Source organism: Rhodopseudomonas sp. P1, from assembly GCF_039642825.1.
GTDB classification, from domain to species: Bacteria; Pseudomonadota; Alphaproteobacteria; order Rhizobiales; family Xanthobacteraceae; genus Rhodopseudomonas; species Rhodopseudomonas palustris_H.
Map to the genome: position 1 here is coordinate 1,951,112 of NZ_CP088006.1, position 20,040 is coordinate 1,971,151.

Below are 20,040 nucleotides of genomic sequence, written 5' to 3' on the forward strand. Positions count from 1 at the left end.
CCCAAGACCTCGGTGCGATCCCGATTGACTCCGCCGGGGAGCAGGGATTTATTAGAACATATCATGAACAAATGAGCCGGCAACGGGTTCATCGAATCCGAAACGGCAACGGAAAAAGGAGCGGCGCATGGATAGCGCCCGCCTCGGTATGCTTGCGCGCCTGCAGGGCGAAATCGACCGGCTCGAAAGCGGGACGGCGGAGACGCTGCGCCGCGTGCCACTCGGCCATGACGGCGTGGATGCGGTGCTGCACGGCGGCCTGATGCAGGGCGCGCTGCACGAAGTGTTCTGCGATGGCCGTCACGCCTCTGCTGCAACCGGCTTCGTCGCCGGCGTGGCGCAGCGTCTCGCCGAGGCGCGGTTTCTATTGTGGATCCGCCAGGATTTTTCCGCGCGCGAGAACGGTGACCTGGCGATGGAGGGGCTGGCCGAACTCGGCTTCGACCCGCGCCGCTTGGTGATGGTGCGCGCCCATGATGCCGACAGCGCGCTCCGCGCCGCCGCCGATGCGCTGGCCTGCAACGGGCTCGGCGCGGTGATCACCGAATTGTGGGGCGAGACCCGCGCGTTCGATTCCGTCGCCTCGCGAAAACTGACGCTGGCGGCGCAGCAGTCCGGCGTCACCGCGCTGATGCTGCGGATCGCCGCTGCGCCGCAGGCTTCGACCGCGGAGACCCGCTGGGTGATCCGCGCGGCGCCTTCGCCGCCGATCGAAGGCTGGGGCGCACCGGTGCTCGACACCTCCCTTGTTCGCAATCGTCGCGGCCAGACCGGCCGCTGGATCATGGAATGGAATTGTGATGCGTGCCGCTTCCGTGAACCGCAGGCGTATCCTCGGCCTTTGGCTGCCGAGGCTTTCGACCGATCGGGTCGAACGGGCCTTGCCGCAGGCGAGCACCGGCTCGCCGGCTGATGCTGCGCCTCCACCGCGTGTCGTCGCCGCCAAGCGCGACAACGCGCTGGTGGTTGTCGGGTGCGATGCGCGCGCCAGCCGCGGCGGCGTGATGCCCGGAATGCCGCTCGCCACCGTGCGGGCGATGCATCCGGCGGTCGATGTCATCGACCACGACCCGCATGCCGATGCGGCGCTGCTGAATGCGATTGCCGATTGGTGCGATCGTTTCACGCCGCTGGTGGCGCTCGACGGTGCCGACGGGCTGCTGCTCGACATCACCGGTTGCGGGCATCTGTTCGGCGACGAGGCCAAGCTGCTGAACACGCTGACCGCGGCGCTGACGCGGCAAGGCTTTGCGGTCAGCGCCGCGATCGCCGGCACCGCGGTGGCGGCGAGGGCGCTGACCCGTGGCGGCTCCGGCCTGATCGTCGCGCCGGGCGAAGAGCTGCGCGCGGTGGCGCCGCTGCCGGTAGCGGCCCTCGGTGTCGATGACGCGATCGTCCGCGGCCTGCGCCGCGCCGGGTTCAAGACCGTCGGTGAGGTGCTGGCGCGGCAGCCGACCGAACTCGCCGCAAGGTTCGGTGAAGGCTTCGTCGCGGTGCTGCGCCAGGCGACCGGCGAAGACGACGCGCCGATCTCGCCGCGGCGGCCGGCACCGGACTACGTGGTCGACAAGAATTTTCCCGAACCGGTTGCCACCACCGAGGTCATTCTGCCGACGCTGCTGGCGCTGGCGCGGCTGCTGATCGCCGCGATGGAGCGGAGCGGCAAAGGCGCGCGCCAGCTCACCGCGAGCTTCTTCCGCAGCGATGGCGCGGTGCGCAGCATCAGCGTCGAAACCGGACAGCCGGTGACGCGGGTCGAGGTGGTGCAGCGGCTGTTCGCCGAGAAGCTCGACGCGCTTGCCGATCCGCTCGATCCCGGCTTCGGCTATGATCTGATCCGGCTCGCCGCCAGCGTCAGCGTGTCTGTCGCCGAGGCGCAGCGCGGTTTCGACACCACCGCGCATCAGGCCGAGGATGTCGCCTTGCTGGCCGATACGCTGGCGGCGCGGCTCGGCGCGCGGCGGGTAGTGCGCTATCTGCCGCAGGATACGCATATCCCGGAACGCGCCGCGCTGGCCGTGCCGGTGCAGTATTGTCCGCCGGACGCCGGCGATGCGCCGTGGCCGGAGCGCGCCGACGAGCCGCCGCTGCGCCCGTTGCGGCTGCTCCAGCCGCCCGAGCCGATCGACGTGATGGCCGGCACGCCGGACGATCCGCCGGCGAAATTCACCTGGCGCCGCGTCCTTCATCGCGTCGTCCGTGCCGAGGGCCCGGAGCGCATCGCCATGGAATGGTGGCGCGCCGCCGAGCCCGGCCTGACCCGCGATTACTTCCGCATCGAAGACGAAGCCGGCGCGCGGTTCTGGGTGTATCGCGACGGCCTCTACAATGTCGAAGCGACGCCCCAGCCCGACGGCACCGGCCAGCCGCGCTGGTATATGCATGGGTTATTTGCGTGAGGGATAGGCGAGGGCGAGTGCGTATGCGTCCAGCCTCTCCCGTCATGCGACGAAGCAATCCAGCGCCGTGCACTGAGCTGGATTGCTTCGCTTCGCTCGCAATGACGAATCTAACGACTGAATTTTGAATCGAGACGCCCATGAGCGTGCCGCGCTACGCCGAGATCGGCGTCACCACCAATTTTTCGTTCCTCGAAGGCGGCTCGCATCCGCAGGACTATGTCCATGAAGCGAGCTGGCTCAGGCTCGACGCGATCGGGATCGCCGACCGCAACACGCTGGCCGGCGTGGTCCGCGCCTATAGCGAGCTCGACAATAAGGACCTCATCCACAAGACCAAGCTGTTGATCGGCACCCGGCTGTGCTTCATCGACGGCACGCCGGACATTCTCGCCTATCCGACCGACCGCGCCGCCTACGGCCGCCTCTGCCGCCTGCTCAGCACCGGCAAGCTCCGCGCGGAGAAGGGCGAGTGCCATCTGACGTTTGGGGATTTGGAGGAATTCATCCACGAGCCTGCGAGGTCCACCCCTCAGCCTTCCGCCTCTATCCATCAGTTTCCAACGCCGTCATGGCCGGGCTCGTCCCGGCCATCCACGTCTTTAAGCAAGGCCGTGCTGGTGCCCGTGGATGCCCGGGCCTCCGCCGCGCCGAAGGGGCTTCGGCCCCGCAGGCGGGTCAAGCCCGGGCATGACGGTGGGAAACGTAGCGTCGGTAATTCGCAAATCCTGTTAGTTCTGATGCCATCCTATCGCTTCCAGACGAAGACCATCGCCACCGCACTCGCGCGTCTCGCCGCGCTCAATGCCGGTGCCGTCTGGCTCGCCCTCGCACCGTATTATCGCGGCGACGATAAGCGGCGGCTTGATCGGCTGCGGCGGATCGCGGCCGCAACGAAAATTCCATGCATCGCCACCAACGACGTGCTGTATCACCACCCGCGGCGGCGGGCGCTGCAGGATGTGCTGACCTGCGTGCGCGAGAAGACCACGATCGATAAAGCCGGCCGCCGGCTGGAAGCCAATGCCGAGCGGCATCTCAAGCCCGCCGCCGAGATGGCGCGGCTGTTTCGTCATGATCCCGATGCCATCGCCGAGACGCTGCGCTTCGCCGAGCGGATCGATTTCTCGCTCGATCAGCTCAAATATCAATATCCCGACGAGCCGGTGCCACCGGGCAAGACCGCGCAGCGTCATCTCGAGGATCTGACCTGGGCCGGCGCGCATAAAGCCTTCCCCAAGGGGATTTCGCCGCGTACCAAGAAGGTGCTGCACAAGGAGCTGCGGCTGATCCGCAAGCTGCGCTACGCGCACTACTTCCTCACCGTGCACGACATCGTGCAGTTCGCCCGCTCGCAGAACATCCTGTGCCAGGGCCGCGGCTCGGCGGCGAATTCGGCGGTGTGCTACGTGCTCGGCGTCACCGCCGTGAACCCGGCCGAGGTCGACCTGCTGTTCGAGCGCTTCATTTCCAAGGAGCGGCTGGAGCCGCCGGATATCGACGTTGATTTCGAACACGTCCGGCGCGAGGAGGTGATGCAATATGTGTATCGCCGCTACGGCCGCCACCGCGCTGCGATCGTTGCCACCGTTATTCACTATCGGCCGCGCTCGGCGATCCGCGACGTCGGCAAGGCGCTGGGGCTGACCGAGGACGTCACCGCCGCGCTGGCCGATACGGTGTGGGGCAGCTGGGGCAAGGGCCTCAACGACATGCAGGTCAAGCAGGCCGGGCTCGATCCGGCCAATCCGATGATCGCGCTCGCGGTGGAACTCGCCACCGAGCTGATCGAATTTCCGCGGCATCTGTCGCAGCACGTCGGCGGTTACGTGCTGACCCAGGATCGGCTCGACAGTTACGTGCCGGTCGGCAACGCCGCGATGGCGGATCGCACCTTCATCGAGTGGGACAAGGACGATATCGACACCCTGAAGATGATGAAGGTCGACGTGCTGGCGCTCGGCATGCTGACCTGCATCCGCAAATGTTTCGACCTGATCGACGCGCACAAGCGCGAGCGCTGGACGCTCGCCAGCATTCCGCGAAAGGTGCCGGAGGTTTACGACATGCTGTGCCGCGGCGAGTCGCTCGGCGTGTTCCAGGTCGAAAGCCGCGCGCAGATGAACATGCTGCCGCGGCTGAAGCCGCGTATATTCTACGATCTCGTGATCGAAGTCGCGATCGTGCGGCCCGGCCCGATTCAGGGCGACATGGTGCATCCCTATCTGCGGCGGCGAAATAAGCAGGAAGATGTTTCCTATCCATCGCCATCGCCGCAGCACGGCGACAAGGACGAACTCCGCAAGGTGCTGCACAAGACGCTCGGCGTGCCGCTGTTCCAGGAGCAGGCGATGCGCATCGCCATCGAGGCGGCGAAGTTCACGCCCGAGCAGGCCAACGGCCTGCGCCGCGCGATGGCGACGTTTCGCAATGTCGGCACCATCGGCAAGTTCGAATCGATGATGGTCGAGAACATGGTGGCGCGCGGCTACGAGCGCGCCTTCGCGCAGAACTGCTTCGAGCAGATCAAAGGCTTCGGCTCCTACGGTTTTCCCGAGAGTCACGCCGCCAGCTTCGCCCAGCTGGTCTATGCGTCGTCATGGCTCAAGCACGTCCACCCCGACGCGTTCTGTTGCGCGCTCTTGAATTCGCAGCCGATGGGGTTCTACGCGCCGGCGCAGATCGTCGGCGATGCGCGCGCCAACAAGGTCGAGGTGCGACCGGTCGATGTGTCATTCAGTGAGGGCCAGTGCACGCTGGAGGAGCGCTGTGGCGCGTATCACGCTGTGCGGCTCGGCTTCCGCATGATCGATGGCTTCCGTTGGGCCGATCCGGATGAGGAGCGGGTGCGGCGCGAAGCCGGCGAGGCACCGAGCGACGACTGGGCAGCATGCGTCGTCGCGGCGCGGGCGAGAGGGGCGTTCACCTCGCTCGAACAGTTCGCCCGCATCACCGCGCTGCCGAAGCGTGCGCTGATCCTATTGGCCGACGCCGACGCGTTCCGCTCGCTCGGGCTCGATCGCCGCGCCGCGCTGTGGGCGGTGCGGCGGCTGCCCGACGACGTGCCGCTGCCGCTGTTCGAAGCCGCGCACGCGCGCGAGCAGGACGACGAGCGCGCCGCGCCGCTGCCGGCGATGCCGATGGCCGAGCATGTGGTGGCCGATTATCAGACGGTGCGGTTGTCGCTGAAGGGGCATCCGATGGAATTCCTGCGCGCGCTGTTTCAGGCCGAGCGGGTCGTGACCTGCCAAGAGGTGTCGCAGTCCAAGCAGCGCGCGAGCGGCCGCTGGCTGCGCTGCGCCGGCGTTGTGCTGGTGCGGCAGCGGCCGGGCAGCGCCAATGGCGTGATCTTCATGACCATCGAGGACGAGACCGGCATCGCCAACATCGTGGTGTGGCCGGCCATCATGGAAAAGTTTCGCAAAGAGGTGATGGGCGCACGGCTGGTGCTGGTCGAGGGCAAGGTCCAGGCGAGCCCCGAAGGCGTGGTGCATCTCGTCGCCGAACGCCTGATCGATCGCAGCCATGAGATGGGCCGCCTCGCCGAAGGCCTGGCTCGCCCGGAATTGCCCGATGGCACAGACCTCTACGAACAACTCACCTCCGAGAAGCATGGCTATGAAGCCCTCAACGGCGACCGCCGCGACACGCCCGACGCCCCCGCCCAACGCCATCGCCACCCCCGCGACGTCCGCATCCTGCCGCCGTCACGGGATTTTCACTGAGGGGCGCGGTGCCGCCTATGACCCGAAGCGGACCTCGATGACCTAGCGTTGCGGGCACCCTGGTCGTAAGCTTCATTAAGTTGAGCTCCTTGGATTGGCGATAACGATATGGCGGACCACAAGAATCAGCACTTCGTGCCGCGCGTATTGCTGCGGCCGTTCACGAAGGATGCTGAGGACAAGAGCATCAATCTCTACAATATCCGATCGGATCGACTGATCCCCGATGCGCCGGTGAAGGGTCAGTGCGCGCGCCATTATTGGTACGGCGAGGATGGCCAGCTTGAACTACTTCTCGGTAAACTAGAAGGCATGTTCGGCCTCGCGCGCCAGCGCGTCGTGGGCGGAGGCAATTCGGATAAGGATCGGGAAGAAACCAGCCTTTTCATGTGTATGCAGCTCTGGCGCACGGCGAACGCCGCCGCGCGACTCCGGCATTGGATCGAGCAGACGAACGCGAACAGCTGGGGACCCGAGGAGCCGGTGCCGGATGACAAGAAGCTGGTCATAAGTGCAATGCGCCTCGCGATAAAGTCGCGCGAATTGCTGAAGGATCTGAAGATTCGCTTCGTGGAGAATCACACAAGCCGCGACTTCATCATCGCGGACGATCCGGCTGTGTTGCTTAACCGCTTCGCAACCGAGAAGCTGGGCGGCTCGGCGTTCGGCGTTGCTTCGTCAGGGCTGATCTTCGTCATGCCTATGTCGCCACGCCTATCCGTGATCTGCTATGACGGCCTTGTATATTCGCTCGATGCTACCAACGGCCGCGCGATCCTCAAAAGCGAAGTGGCGATCGATGCATATAATGAAATTCAGTGCATTGCTGCGGAAGAGAACATCTACTTCCAGCGATGGAAAGATGGCGACTACGTGCGGCAGCGGTTTGCAGCGGTGAAGCACAAGCGCCGGCCCGCGGCGACAGCCTACACGTTCGTTCCCGACGGCGAAACAGAGAACGCGGAGCATTATCGGCTTGGCACTGTCGAGGAAGGCCGTGCTGCAAAACGCTCGTTGGTGGCAACCCGATTCAACTACCCGGAGCCTGATCGGTGGATTCCCGGGCTTCGCTATCGCCCAAAACCAACAACCTTTTTTAATGGAACAGGTATGGGCCACGTCCGCAAGCGCGAGTGGCTGTATCGTGGGCGTGAAGAACCGCCACCCGATCAGGGTGAGAAGATGCAGATCATTCGCACAGGGCTGCGTCCAAACGCTTGGACAAGGCGATAAGCTAGCAGCGGCGAAGTCAGGTCTTGGCCCAAAGCGGTCTTCGCCGAGGCGATCAGCTGACTGTTCTCATTCATCGAACCATCGCTAGTGCGCCTCAGGAGAGGTCGGTTTCGCCGGCGGAAACACATCGGGGTTTGGAGGTGTTCGCGGAAGCGGGTGGACAGCGGGCGGCGGTGTTTGATGCGGCTTTCTGCACTGGGTTCTAAAGTCGGTGATCGCGCCGAGTCCGACATTGAGGCTGTCGCCGTCTGTTATGGTCTTGCCGATAGTGAGGCGTAATGAGCCGGTCTTCTCGAAATCGTCGAACCACTTGCTGTCAACCGGAACGGTGAACGCATATGACCAGCCGTCAGCATCTCCAAATTCAAGCTTTGCAAGTGCAGACTTGGTCCGTCCGTCCGACAACGTGACTGTGGGGTATTCACCGCTGGTCAGTAGCCCCGCAAATGCGGCGCGTTGCTCATCCGTCATCACCACCGAGACGATGACGTCTCCAGATTTCACGACACATGTGAACTCAAAGCGGCCGACGGCGTCCGTCGCGTCGGAAGATGCCTGGACGAGAGATGATCGCCCCTCGGACGTCGAAGTCCGCCAGCGAAGATCACCCTGCTGTGCTCTCGTCTCTTCGCAAACGGCAGCCGAAGCGAGTGTTAGCAACAAGGCTGCGCTCAATACTGGCTTGATCCAAGATGTCGTGCTCATCCAGGCGACTCCACGATTGCCGCATCGAAATCGTACAACAGCGGACGCAATAGGAGAATTGGCCTTCTGGCTCTCTCGACATGGTCGGATTTCAGATCCGCTCTCGCGCACCAAGATTCCCTAGCCCTGCGTCCTGACAAAATCCTGGTTCGACTACCCGTCCTGTCCAACGAGGGGCGTATCATGAGGCGTCTTGGTGGGGCAGATCTGTCGGCTGGGTGACCAGCCGGGCGACTTTGGCGGAGCCGGCGTGGCTGGCGAAGCCGGAGTGACGCGATGGGTCTCGCAAGCCCGCGTCCGGGAGGCATCGGGTCTCCGTCCGGGCCTCTGCGACTTGTTAGTTCGCTGGACGCGGGACGGTGAAGGCGGGGAAAGCCTGCCGGATGAAGCGGTGCGGAGTGCATCGCGCCCGTCCCCGAAAGCACGGACCTGATCGCCCAAAACCGCCGCCGGTGGCGCGCCGCAAGGCGACGCGCGGTCCGTCGTTCGCTGCGGCGAGCGTCACGTTCGCGATACGCCCGACGCCCCCGCCCAACGCCATCGCCGCCCCCGCGACGTCCGCATCCTGCCGCCGTCACGGGATTTTCACTAAGCGATCACACGCCGCCAGTGCAGCGGCCCGTTTGCGGAACGACAACGCGGTCGCCGCGGCGCCGATCTCGAACGGCGTGACGTCCGACCAGAACCGGCTGGTAAATTTCCGCGCATCGACCCGGTACGGACGATCCCACAGGAACCGCATCTCGCTCATCTCCCGCAGCATCGGCGACACCGTGCCGATCGCCGGCAGCAGCCATTGCGGCAGCGACGCGATCCGCGCGGGCATGCCGAGCGCCCGGGCGCCGAGTTCGAGAATCTGCCGCGGGGTGCGGATCGGCGCGCTCGGCATGTGCCAAGCCTGACCGAAGGCGTCGTCCGGGGCGTCGAGCAGGGTCGCGACCGCGCGCGCGATATCCGGCACGTAGGCGAAGTCGTGCGGCGTATCCGGCGTTGCGATCAGCATCGCGCGCTTGCCCTTGGCGAGTGCGCCGAATGCGAGATCGCCGAGATGCGACAGCCCGACGCCCGGCCCGTAGAAGTCCGGCGCCCGCAGCGCCGCGACGCGCACCTGGCCGGCGACGCTCGCCGCCGTCCACAGCCGGGTGATGGCGGCGCGCACCGCGGGTTTCACGCCCGCATTAGTCAGCGGCATGTCCTCGCGCAGCGGCGCGTTCTGCGGGCCGTACATATACAGGTTGTCGACGAACACCATCCGCGCATTCGCTGCAGCGGCTGCCGCGAGCAGGTTTTGCATCGCCGCTGGCCACGCGGTGCGCCACACCTCGCCGACATAGGGAAAGCCGATCGCGACGACGATCTGCCTCGCGCCCGCGACGGCGCCTGCGACCGAGGCGGGTTCGAGCACGTCGCAGGCTTGAAACACAGCGCCGCGCGGAAGATCGGCGGGCCGGGATCGTTGCGCTACCCGCACCGCAACGCCTTTCGCTGTCAGCAATTCGGTGGTGGCGCGGCCGACCGGGCCGTAGCCGAGAACGACGATCTCCGGCGTCATGGGCAACTCCTTTCAAAGTCGATGACCGCAGACTAAGCGCTTTCGTTGCATATCAAAAATGCATTGTTTATATCATCATCATGCGCGAAGTGAATTTGGCCGGGCTCGACCTCAATCTGCTGCCGCCGCTCGAGGCGCTGCTGCGCCGGCGCAACGTCACCCACGCGGCGCAGGACGTCGGCCTGAGCCAGCCGGCGATGAGCCGCGCACTGTCGCGCTTGCGCATTTTGCTCGCTGATCCGCTGCTGGTCCGCGGTCATCATGGCTTGGTGCTGACGCCGAAGGCGCAAGCCTTGGTGCCGCTCCTGAGCGTCGCCGTTGCCGACCTCAAGGACCTGTTTCGCGAACGCCGGTTCGACCCGGCCACCGAACAGCGCACCATCCGCATCGCGGCGTCCGACAATCAGACCGTGCTGCTGGCGCCGCCGTTGATGGCGCGGCTGGCTCGCGAGGCGCCCGGCATCGATCTGCGCTTCGAGCCCTACCGCGCGGATCTGCGCGAGCGCATGGAGAGCGGCGCGCTGGATTTCGCTTTCGCGCTGGCCACCACCGATTTGCCGCCCGGTGCCGTGAGTATGCCGATCGCCGACGACCGCCTCGCACTGGTGATGCGGCGCGGCCATCCGAAAGCCAAACGCACCTGGCGGATCGGCGACTACGCCGACGTCGACCACGTCGGCATCGCGCTGCTCGACGACGGTCGCTCGGAGCTCGACGGAATCCTGGCGGCCGCGGGGGTGAGCCGCCGGGTCGCGCTGGTCACGCCGCATTTCACCGCGGCGCTGGCGACCGTCGCCGCGACCGACATGGTGACGACGATCTCCCGCGCGTTGGCACGCCGCTTTGCCGGCGCGTTCGATCTGATCGTCAAACCGCCGCCGTTCACCAAGATCGAGTTGCCGATGACGCTGGTGTGGTCGCATCTGCGTCATGCCGATCCGCTGCTGGTCTGGTTTCGCGGCCTCTTGCGCGAGGCCGCCGGGCCGGCCTATGCGGATTGTGGTCAACGCGCGGCGCGCCGACCGACTTAGCTGTGCGCCGTCACCCAGGCGGCTCCGATGAGAGCCGGGAGGCAAGGCGTATGCAATCTCCCCGTGATCTGCTTGCTGATCTCTGGACCTCCGTCGGCGCTGATGCCGTCGCGCTGGAGCGCGTGACGCTCACCGGCGACGAGCCGCAACTGCCGTCGTCGTTTCGCGTCGACGCCGCCGCGCAGGTGGCGATTGCGGCGAGCGGGCTGGCGGCGGCGGAGATCTGGACGATGCGGAGCGGGCAGGCGCAGCGCGTCAGCGTCGACATCCGCCACGCCGCGATCGAGTGCCGCTCCGAGCGCTACTTGCGCAAGAACGACGAACCGCCGCCGCCCGCTTGGGATCCGCTCGCCGGCGTGTATCAGGTGAAGGGCGGCCGTTACGTCCGGCTGCACACCAACTTTCCGCACCATCGCGACGCGGTCTGCCGGGTGCTGGCCTGCGAGCCGGTTCGCGACGCGGTACAGGCCGCGCTGCTGCAGTGGGAGGGCGGAGCGTTCGAGACCGCTGCTTATGCGGCCGGCGGCGTGGTGGCGCTGATGCGATCGCGCGAAGAATGGCAGGCGATGCCGCAGGCCGCCGCGCTCGATGCGCTGCCGCTGGTGGAAATCAGCAAGATCGGCGAGGCGGCGCCGAAGCCGTGGCCGGAAGGCAGCCGGCCGCTCGCCGGTTTGCGTGTACTCGACCTATCGCGGGTGATCGCCGGCCCGGTCGCAGGACGGACGCTGGCGGCGCATGGCGCCGACGTGATGCTGGTGTCGAGCCCTCGGCTGCCGTCGATCCCCTGGCTGGTGATCGACACCGGCCGCGGCAAGCTGTCGAGCTTCGCCGATCTGACCACGCAGGAGGGCCACGCCGCGCTGCGCGAATTGCTCACCGAAGCGGACATCTTCAGCCAGGGCTATCGTCCGCGCTCGCTCGCTGCGCTCGGCTTCTCGCCCGAGGAAGCGGCCGCGATCAATCCCGGCATCGTTTACGTGTCACTGTCCGCTTATGGACGCTCGGGTCCGTGGGCGGAGCGGCGCGGTTTCGACTCCCTGGTGCAATGCGCCACCGGTTTCAACCGTGCCGAAGGGCAGGCGGCCGGTGTCGCCGGACCGAAGGAATTGCCGATGCAGATCCTCGACCATGCGACCGGCTACCTGATGGCGTTCGGGGCGATGATCGCCAAGGCCCGCCAGGCGCGCGAGGGCGGAAGTTGGCACGTCCAGGTGTCGCTGGCCCGCACCGGCAAATGGCTGTGGCAGATGGGGCGGCTGCCGCACGGTCTCGCCACCCCCGAAATCGGCCAGGAAGCGGCGGGGCCGTATCTCGAACGCGCCCAATCCGGCTTCGGGACGCTGCAGGCGGTCCGGCATTCTGCGGTTCTCAGCGCCACGCCGGCGGCCTGGGCCCGCCCGGCGGTGCCGCTGGGGACCAATCCGGCGGCCTGGCCGGCCCGCGGTTAAGGCCTCCGGCAGCCGGTTCCGCCGGTTAATGTGCCGTTCAGGATGGAATTCGTAAACCTGCCCATTGAGGCGCGCGTCTCGGTCGGCGGCTGACGCGCTGGTGTCATCATTCGCTGCTAAGCGCATTTTTGCCGTTTTCACTTTGCGCTGGCCACGATTCGGGCATTATCAGCCGTCAGGGAGGCAACGCGGCGATCAAGCCGGAGCTCAGGCAGGGCATGCGCGAACATTTTCTTCGAAATCTGCGTCTTCGGCGCACCCGGTGGATCGCGGCTGCGTGCGTTGCGGCCGGCGTTGCCGTGGGCGGTTACGAGCTGGCTCAGTTCAAGCAGCCCGGTCGCGGCCACACCGATATTTCCAGCCAGTCGCGCCGCAGTGCCGACCGCTACACCCCGACCCCGGCCGAATGGGCCAGCCTGACGATCGAGCCGGTGAGCGACCGCAGCTTCCGCGCCGAGCACGTCACCGAAGGCAAGATCGCCATCGACGAAGACCGCGCCACCCCGGTGTTCTCGCCCTATGCGGGCCGGGTGACCAAGCTGCTGGCGCGCCCCGGCGACCACGTCACCAAGGGCCAGCCGCTGTTCTCGATCGAAGCGCCCGACACCGTCCAGGCCCAGAACGATTTCATCACCGCCTCGACCGCGCTCAACAAGGCTAAGTCGCAGCTCGACCTGGCGCAGCTTCAGGACAAGCGCGCCCGCGATCTGTTCGAAGGCAAGGCGGTGCCGCTGAAGGACTATCAGCAGGCTCAGGCGACGCTGGTCACCGCGCAGAACGATTTCCAGTCGGCCACCACGGCGCTCGAAGCCGCGCGTAACCGGCTGCGCATTCTCGGCCTCAGCGAGTCCGCGATCTCCGCCTTCCAGGACAAGGGCAATATCAATCCCGAGACCACCATCGTGGCGCCGATCGCCGGCACCGTTGTGCAGCGCAAGGTCGGTCCGGGCCAGTACGTCAACTCCGGCTCCAGCGATCCCGTCTATATGATCGGCGATCTGTCGACGGTGTGGCTGACCGCCTTCGTCCGCGAAAGCGAAGCTGCCGATGTCGCCGAAGGCCAGGACATCAGCTTCAAGGTGCTGGCGCTGCCGGGCCGCACGCTGACCGGCCGGATCGACTACGTCGCCGCGGCGATCGATCCGACCACCCGCCGGCTGACGGTGCGCGCCACCATCGACAATCCCGGCGGGCTGCTGAAGCCGGAGATGTTCGCCAACGTCACGATCTACTCGCCGTCGGATCATCCGGCCGTCGGCGTGCCGCGCCAGGCGCTAATCTACGAAGGCGACCAGGTCCGGGTCTGGGTCGCGCATGACGACCGCTCGATCGAGCTGCGCACGGTGAAGCCGGGCCTGTCGGCCGGCGACATGGTCGAAGTCACCGGCAATCTGCGTCCGGGCGAAAAGGTCATCACCCGCGGCAGCCTTTTCATCGATCGGGCCGCCACCGGGTAATTCCGGTCTGCACACGACCGTCGCCGCGCGGTCCCGCCGCCGGTGCTCCCGCCCTCAGCCTGCGGTCGCTTGTTCTTCTGAACGGCCTGCGGCATTGATCGACATAACCGCCGGACCAGCGCCTCACAGCCTCCGCCTGCCCTGAAAGGTCCGATCCGCATGGGTCGCCTCGTCGAACTCGCGGTCAACCGCCGTTTCCTGATGCTCGCGCTGTTCTTGCTGGTGCTGGCAGGCGGTGTCGCCGCGTTCGAACACCTCAATATCGAAGCCTATCCCGATCCGACGCCGCCGATGGTCGACATCGTCACCCAGAGCCCGGGGCTCTCGGCCGAGGAGATCGAGCGCTACATTACGATTCCGATCGAGACCCAGGTCGCCGGCATCAAGAACCTGAAGACGATCCGGACGATCTCGCTGTACGGCCTGTCCGACGTCAAACTGCAGTTCTCGTTCGACTACACATATCAGGAGGCGCTGCAGCAGGTGCTCAACCGGCTGTCGCAGCTGCCGCCGCTGCCGGGCAACGTCCAGCCCGGTATCTCGCCGCTCAGCCCGATCGGCGAAATCTTCCGCTATCGGCTGGTCGGCCCGCCCGGCTACAGCGTGCTCGATTTGAAGACGCTGCAGGACTGGGTGCTGCAGCGCCGCTTCCGGGCGATCCCGGGCGTGATCGACGTCACCGGCTGGGGCGGCAAGACCAAGACCTACGAGGTCCAGGTCGATTTCAATAAGCTGATCGCCTACGGCTTGACCCTGCCGCAAGTGCTGCAGGCGGTCTCCAACTCCAACATCAATGTCGGCGGCAACACTGTCGATATCGGCGCGCAATCCGCGGTGGTGCGCGGCGTCGGCCTGATCCGTTCGCTCGACGATCTTGCCAATACGATGGTGGCGTCGAACAACGGCAATCCGGTGCTGGTCAAGGACGTCGCCAAGGTCAACGTCGCTGAGAAGCCGCGGCTCGGCATCGCCGGCATCAACAACGACGACGACATCGTCCAGGGCATCGTGCTGATGCGGCGCGGCGAGCAGAGCTCGCCGACGATCGCGCGGGTGGAGCAGGCGGTCACCAAGATCAACGCCTCGGGCCTGCTGCCGCCCGGCGTGCGGATCGAGCGGATCTACGACCGCAAGGATCTGATCGACACCACCACCCACACCGTGCTGCACAACATGGTGGTCGGCATCCTGCTGATCGTGCTGCTGCAGTGGATCTTCCTCGGCGACCTGCGCAGCGCGCTGATCGTCGGCGCGACGATTCCGTTCGCGCTGTTCTTTGCGGTAATCATCCTGGTGCTCCGCGGGGAGTCCGCCAACCTGTTGTCGGTCGGCGCGATCGACTTCGGGTTGATTGTCGACGCCACCGTGATCATGGTCGAGGCGATCTTCAGGCGACTCTCACACACCACCGTGCTGTCGCCCGAAGAGCGCAGCCAGATCTCCGCCGACACCATCATGGGGATGAAGAAGCACGCGATCCGCTCCGCCGCCGCGGACGTTTCGCGCTCGATCTTCTTCGCCGCGGCGATCATCATCGCGGCCTTCCTGCCGCTGTTCACGCTGTCCGGCGTCGAAGGCAACATCTTCGGCCCGATGGCCCGGACCTACGCCTATGCGCTCGCCGGCGGCCTGCTGGCGACCTTCACGGTGACGCCGGCGCTCAGCGCCATCATCCTGCCGCACCACGTCCAGGAGACCGAGACCTGGCTGATGCGGATGCTGCACAAGGTCTACACGCCGTGGCTCGGCTGGGCGGTGAAGAACCGGCCGGTGGTGATGGCCGGCGCGGCGGGCCTGGTGCTGACCACCCTGATCGCCACCCGCTTCCTGGGGCTCGAATTCCTGCCGAAGTTGGAGGAGGGCAACCTCTGGATCCGCGCGACGCTGCCGCCGACGATTTCGCTCACCGAGGGCAACGGCTACGTCAACGACATGCGCAAGCTGATCGCCAGCTTCCCCGAGGTCGAGTCGGTGGTGTCACAGCATGGCCGGCCCGACGACGGCACCGACGCTGCCGGCTTCTTCAACGCCGAGTTCTTTGCGCCGCTGAAGCCCGCCTCGCAATGGCCCGGCAGCCACGACAAGGACGAGCTGACCGCGCGGATGCTGAAGCAGCTGCAGGCGAAATTCCCGGGCGTCGAGTTCAACTTCTCGCAGTATCTGCAGGACAACGTCTCCGAAGCCGTGTCCGGCGTGAAGGGCGAGAACTCGATCAAGCTGTACGGCAACGACCTGCAGGCGCTGACCGACACCGCCAACAAGATCAAGGCGGTGCTGTCGACGGTGCAGGGCGTCCAGGACCTCGCGGTGTTCACCTCGCTCGGCCAGCCGACGATCCAGATCGACGTCAACCGGGCTCGCGCCGCGCGCTACGGGCTGGCGCCCGGCGACATCAACGCCACCATCAAGGTGGCGATCGGCGGCGACACTGCCGGTGATTTGTACGAGCCGGGCAGCGACCGGCATTTCCCGATCATCGTTCGGCTGGCGCCGGAATATCGCAAGAGCGCCGAGGCGATCCACAATCTGCGGATCGGCGTGCAAGGGCCGAACGGCATCACCCAGATTCCGCTCAGCGAGCTCGCCGACATCCAGCTGGTGTCCGGCGCCGCCTACATCTATCGCGAGGACCAGGAGCGTTATCTGCCGATCAAGTTCTCGGTGCGCGAGCGCGATCTCGGCAGCGCGATCCGCGAGGCCCAGGACAAGGTCAACGCTCAGGTCCAGTTGCCGCCGGGCTCGCGGATGGAATGGGTCGGCGAATTCGGCAATCTGCAGGACGCGATCAAGCGGCTGTCGATCGTGGTCCCGATCAGTCTGGCGCTGATCGGCGCGCTGCTGTTCTTCAATTTCGGCTCGCTCACCGACACGCTGTTGGCGATGAGCGTGATCCCGATGGCGATCTTCGGCGGCGTGATGGGCCTGCTGGTCAGCGGCATCCCGTTCAGCGTGTCGGCGGCGATCGGTTTCATCGCGCTGTTCGGTATTGCGGTGATGGACGGCATTATCATCCTGTCGCAGTACAATCAGTTGATCGACCAGGGGCTCGATCGGCTGCGCGCGGTGGTCCGCACCGGCGAGCTGCAGCTCCGGCCGGTGCTGATGACCTGCGTGATCGCCGGCGTCGGCCTGCTGCCGGCGGCGATGTCGACCGGAATCGGCTCGCAGGTGCAGAAGCCGTTGGCGATCGTAGTGGTCACCGGCATGATGCTGGCGCCGGGGGTGATTCTCATCACTCTGCCGGTTTTGATCTCGTATTTCTCCCGGCGGCGCGCCAACTAATCGCCCCGCCGGCCATTCGCGCTCCCTCGTAGTAACGCGGGTAGGAGTTCTCCGGGTGGCGCGAGATCGCGTTGAAAATACGCAACAACTGCGCTGTTACCGTGTGACGCCTTGATGACAGGATCGTCGCGGCGATACACCGCAGCGGCATCTTGACCTGAGTCAAGGAGGGCACGCGAGGCCATGGCAACATTCAACCATGGCCAAGCTCCTGGTTTACCGATGCCCGCAGAATGGTCTGATGACTCAGACCTGGCTTGCCGACGAGGTGGTCGGCGGTGATCGGCCGAGCTATGAGCCGGTGTTCTGTCTGGCGTGTTCCCAGCAGCATTTCATCAGCCTGGATACCGGCCGCGCGCTCGGCGACACCGCCGCCACCGTGACCGCAACGCATGGCCCGGCATTTCCGCCGCGCGAGGATCGCTTTCCGCCGCGCGCCGTCCTTCAGCCGGAAGCCGCCAGCTTCAGCGCCCCCGACGTCGACGCATTTAGCGGCTTTAGCGGCAATCAGTTCAAGGTGTATTGAGCGCAGCCAGGCGCTTCGGACCGTCGTTAAGAAACGCAGTGCCTTGCAGGCATTGTGCCCGGGCTCGTCCCGGGCAGCCATGGTTTGCTGAGCGTCTGCGCGAAAGTCGTGGATGGCCGGGTCAAGACCGGCCATGATGGGAGAGGGGGCGTGGGAACGCTGTGTGCGTCTCCCGCAGCGTCGTCGAAGGTAGTGGATCGACGCTTACTGTCCTGACGGGGTGCGCAGGCCGTGCCAGGCGTCGCGGACCTGCTGGTAGTGCACGTCGGGCAGATAGTCCGGGGTGTTCAGGCCGAGGTTCTGGACGTCGAGGCGGCCGATGGCGCTGAGCAGCGTATAGGACGCGACCACGCGGTCGCGCTGCGCGCCGATCAGCCGGGCTTTCGCCTGGATCAGGTCCTGCTGCGAGTTCAGCACGTCGACAGTGGTGCGCTGGCCGCCCTGGGCTTCGCGGCTGACACCCTGCAGTGCGATTTCGGCCGCGCGCACTTCGGATTCCGCGGCGCTCACCGCGATCTTGGCGCCTTCGTTCGACACCCAGGCGCCGATCGCCGCAGTGCGGGTCTGGTTGCGCACCAGATCGAGCACCGAGCGGCTCTGCGCCGCGAGTTCTTTCGATTGCCGGGTCTGCGACGCAGCGGTGCCGCCGTCGTAGATCGGCGCGTTGATCTGGCCGATCACCGAGGCTTGGTCGGTGCCGTAGGTGCCGAGCGTGGAGTCGGTCTGGCTGGCGCGGCTGGCGCTGCCCTGCAACGTCACGGTCGGCAGCAGCGCGCCTTCGGCGACCTTGATGGTGGTGGTGGCGACGTCGACATCGTAGCCCGCCGCCAGCACTGCGGGGTTGCCCTTCGCCGCCTGCGCGATCGCATCCTCGCGGCTCTTCGGCAGCAGCCGGTCGACCGGTGTGGCATTGCTCAGCGTGCCCGGCGGACTGCCGATCACCGCCGCGTAGGTGGCCTGGCTGATCGCGAGGTTCACTTCCGCGGCGTTCAGGTCGGCGCGTCCGCGGTTGAGGCGGGCTTCGGCCTGCGCGGTGTCGGTCGGGGTGACGTCACCGGCGTTCAAGCGCTTCTTGGTGATGTCGAGCGTCTGGCTGAGGAAATCGACGTTGGCCTTCTGCGCTGCCACCAAGGCTTGGTTGGCGAGTACGTTGGTGTAGGCCGTCACCGCGTCCAGCAGCACGCCCTGGCCGACGTTGCGCAGCGCCTCGCGGCCCGACTTCACCTGCAGCTCGGCGACCCGCACGCTGTTGGCGGTGCGGAAGCCGTTGAACAGCGTCTGTGTGACGGTGACGCCGATCGTCCACGGCCGCAGCGTGTCGCCCTGGTAAGTATTGGTGGGGAGCAGGTTGCGCACCTGCTGCAGCCCGGCGCCGAGCGTGGCCAGAAGCTGCGGCCGATAGCCGGCGAGCGCTTGCGGCACGTTCTCGTCAGTCGCGCGCTGACGGGCGCGTTCGGCAGTGAGTTGCGGGTTGGACTGGTAAGCCTTGACCAGCGCGTCGGATAGTCCTTCGGCCGATACCGGTCCGGCCGCTGCGACGCCGATCGCCGTCGCGACCCCCAGGGTCAACGCCGAGCGATGAGCGCGATACGCGCTGCCAACGAGTCTCGTCCACCAAACCATGCGGTCCCGCGCCCTCCTGGACATCCGCCCCGCGATGCCTGCGCGTTTGTAGAACGCAGTGCAACGCGAGGCAATCGACCGGGCCCGACAGCTGCCGTTGCAGCGCGGGGGTGTTGTGATGCGGCAACGCTGCGACGATGAGGCGCGCGGTATTGTGCACGCTTTCCGGCGCAGCGGCCGCGATCTGTCAGCGTGTTGTCAGCGGTTCTGGTTGTTCGGCTTGCGCTTTTCGATGAACGCCGCCATGCCCTCGGCGCGGTCTTCCAGCGCGAAGGTCGACCGGAACAGGTCGCGCTCGATGGCAAGACCTTCAGCGAGCGTGGTTTCCAGCGCCCGGTTCACCGCGCTCTTGGCCATCGCGGCGGTGGGGCGCGACATCGTGGCAATCTTCTCGGCGGCGCCGAGCGCTTCTTCCATCAGCTTATCGGCCGGCACGATGCGGCTGACCAGGCCCGAGCGTTCGGCTTCCTGCGCGTCCATCATCCGTCCGGTGAGGCACAGATCCATCGCCTTGTACTTGCCGATGGCGCGGGTGAGACGCTGGGTGCCGCCGATGCCCGGAATGGTGCCCAGGGTGATTTCCGGCTGACCGAACTTGGCGGTGTCGGCGGCGATAATGATGTCGCACATCATCGCCAATTCGCAGCCGCCGCCGAGCGCGTAGCCGGCGACCGCGGCAACGGTCGGCTTGCGGCAGCGCGCCAGCCGGTCACCGCCGATCGAAGTGAAGTCCTCGTTGAACATGTCGATGAAGCCCTTCGGCTGCATCTCCTTGATGTCGGCGCCGGCCGCGAAGGCCTTCTCGCTGCCTGTGATCAGGATGCATCCGATCGCATCGTCGGCCTCGAGATCCTCGACCGCCGCGCCAATCTCGCGGAACACGCCGAACGACAGCGCATTCAGCATCTTCGGGCGGTTGAGCTTGATGATGCCGACCGCGTTCTGACGCTCGACGATGATGAATTCGAATGTGCTCATGATGCATGTCCCCGGAAGGCCGACCGCGGCCGCGGGCAATCTGCCCGCTGCCGCCAGCGGCTTCAAGGGGTGGGCGCGCGC

General features: G+C 66.2%; 13 protein-coding genes. 9 read left to right on the forward strand and 4 right to left on the reverse strand.

The window, feature by feature from the left end:
- Positions 1-127 precede the first annotated feature (127 nt).
- The 4 genes from LRC39_RS09050 to LRC39_RS09065 all read left to right on the forward strand — a co-directional run bounded on the left by LRC39_RS09050 (position 128) and on the right by LRC39_RS09065 (position 7,357).
- Positions 128-913 carry an ImuA family protein gene (locus LRC39_RS09050; RefSeq protein ID WP_346297010.1) on the forward strand — a complete coding sequence of 262 codons (786 nt, stop codon included), beginning with the start codon at positions 128-130 and terminating at the stop codon, positions 911-913.
- Complete coding sequence (locus LRC39_RS09055; protein WP_346297011.1) at positions 801-2,399, forward strand: Y-family DNA polymerase; 1,599 nt, start codon at positions 801-803, stop codon at positions 2,397-2,399. Before LRC39_RS09050 ends, LRC39_RS09055 begins: the two co-directional genes overlap by 113 nt.
- 140 nt (positions 2,400-2,539) lie before the next feature.
- Entirely contained in the window at positions 2,540-6,124 is a 3,585-nt protein-coding gene (locus LRC39_RS09060) for an error-prone DNA polymerase (RefSeq protein ID WP_346297012.1), read from the forward strand.
- A gap of 108 nt (positions 6,125-6,232) precedes the next feature.
- Positions 6,233-7,357: a DUF4238 domain-containing protein gene (locus tag LRC39_RS09065; RefSeq protein WP_346297013.1), complete on the forward strand. Its 1,125-nt coding sequence runs from the start codon at positions 6,233-6,235 to the stop codon at positions 7,355-7,357.
- Positions 7,358-7,441: 84 nt separating this feature from the next.
- Here LRC39_RS09065 and LRC39_RS09070 read toward each other — a convergent pair whose 3' ends face one another.
- Complete coding sequence (locus LRC39_RS09070) at positions 7,442-8,062, reverse strand: hypothetical protein (RefSeq protein ID WP_346297014.1); 621 nt, start codon at positions 8,060-8,062, stop codon at positions 7,442-7,444.
- A gap of 574 nt (positions 8,063-8,636) precedes the next feature.
- Complete coding sequence (locus tag LRC39_RS09075; RefSeq protein WP_346297015.1) at positions 8,637-9,614, reverse strand: NAD-dependent epimerase/dehydratase family protein; 978 nt, start codon at positions 9,612-9,614, stop codon at positions 8,637-8,639.
- Positions 9,615-9,694: 80 nt separating this feature from the next.
- Here LRC39_RS09075 and LRC39_RS09080 point away from each other — a divergent pair, with 80 nt between their 5' ends.
- The 5 genes from LRC39_RS09080 to LRC39_RS09100 all read left to right on the forward strand — a co-directional run bounded on the left by LRC39_RS09080 (position 9,695) and on the right by LRC39_RS09100 (position 17,358).
- Positions 9,695-10,645, forward strand: coding sequence for a LysR family transcriptional regulator (locus LRC39_RS09080; RefSeq protein WP_346297016.1), 951 nt, complete (start codon positions 9,695-9,697; stop codon positions 10,643-10,645).
- 50 nt (positions 10,646-10,695) lie between these two features.
- Positions 10,696-12,093, forward strand: a complete 1,398-nt coding sequence (locus tag LRC39_RS09085) for a CoA transferase (protein ID WP_346297017.1) — start codon at positions 10,696-10,698, stop codon at positions 12,091-12,093.
- Positions 12,094-12,311: 218 nt separating this feature from the next.
- Positions 12,312-13,550, forward strand: a complete 1,239-nt coding sequence (locus LRC39_RS09090; protein ID WP_346297018.1) for an efflux RND transporter periplasmic adaptor subunit — start codon at positions 12,312-12,314, stop codon at positions 13,548-13,550.
- Positions 13,551-13,709: 159 nt separating this feature from the next.
- Positions 13,710-16,832 carry an efflux RND transporter permease subunit gene (locus LRC39_RS09095; RefSeq protein ID WP_346297019.1) on the forward strand — a complete coding sequence of 1,041 codons (3,123 nt, stop codon included), beginning with the start codon at positions 13,710-13,712 and terminating at the stop codon, positions 16,830-16,832.
- Positions 16,833-17,073: 241 nt separating this feature from the next.
- Positions 17,074-17,358, forward strand: coding sequence for a hypothetical protein (locus LRC39_RS09100; protein ID WP_346297020.1), 285 nt, complete (start codon positions 17,074-17,076; stop codon positions 17,356-17,358).
- Positions 17,359-17,562: 204 nt separating this feature from the next.
- Here the strand turns inward: LRC39_RS09100 and LRC39_RS09105 are convergent, their stop codons facing one another.
- Together LRC39_RS09105 and LRC39_RS09110 are read right to left on the reverse strand one after the other, a co-directional pair.
- Positions 17,563-18,981, reverse strand: coding sequence for a TolC family outer membrane protein (locus LRC39_RS09105; protein WP_107354970.1), 1,419 nt, complete (start codon positions 18,979-18,981; stop codon positions 17,563-17,565).
- 198 nt (positions 18,982-19,179) lie between these two features.
- Entirely contained in the window at positions 19,180-19,959 is a 780-nt protein-coding gene (locus LRC39_RS09110; protein ID WP_107343783.1) for an enoyl-CoA hydratase, read from the reverse strand.
- Positions 19,960-20,040 lie beyond the last annotated feature (81 nt).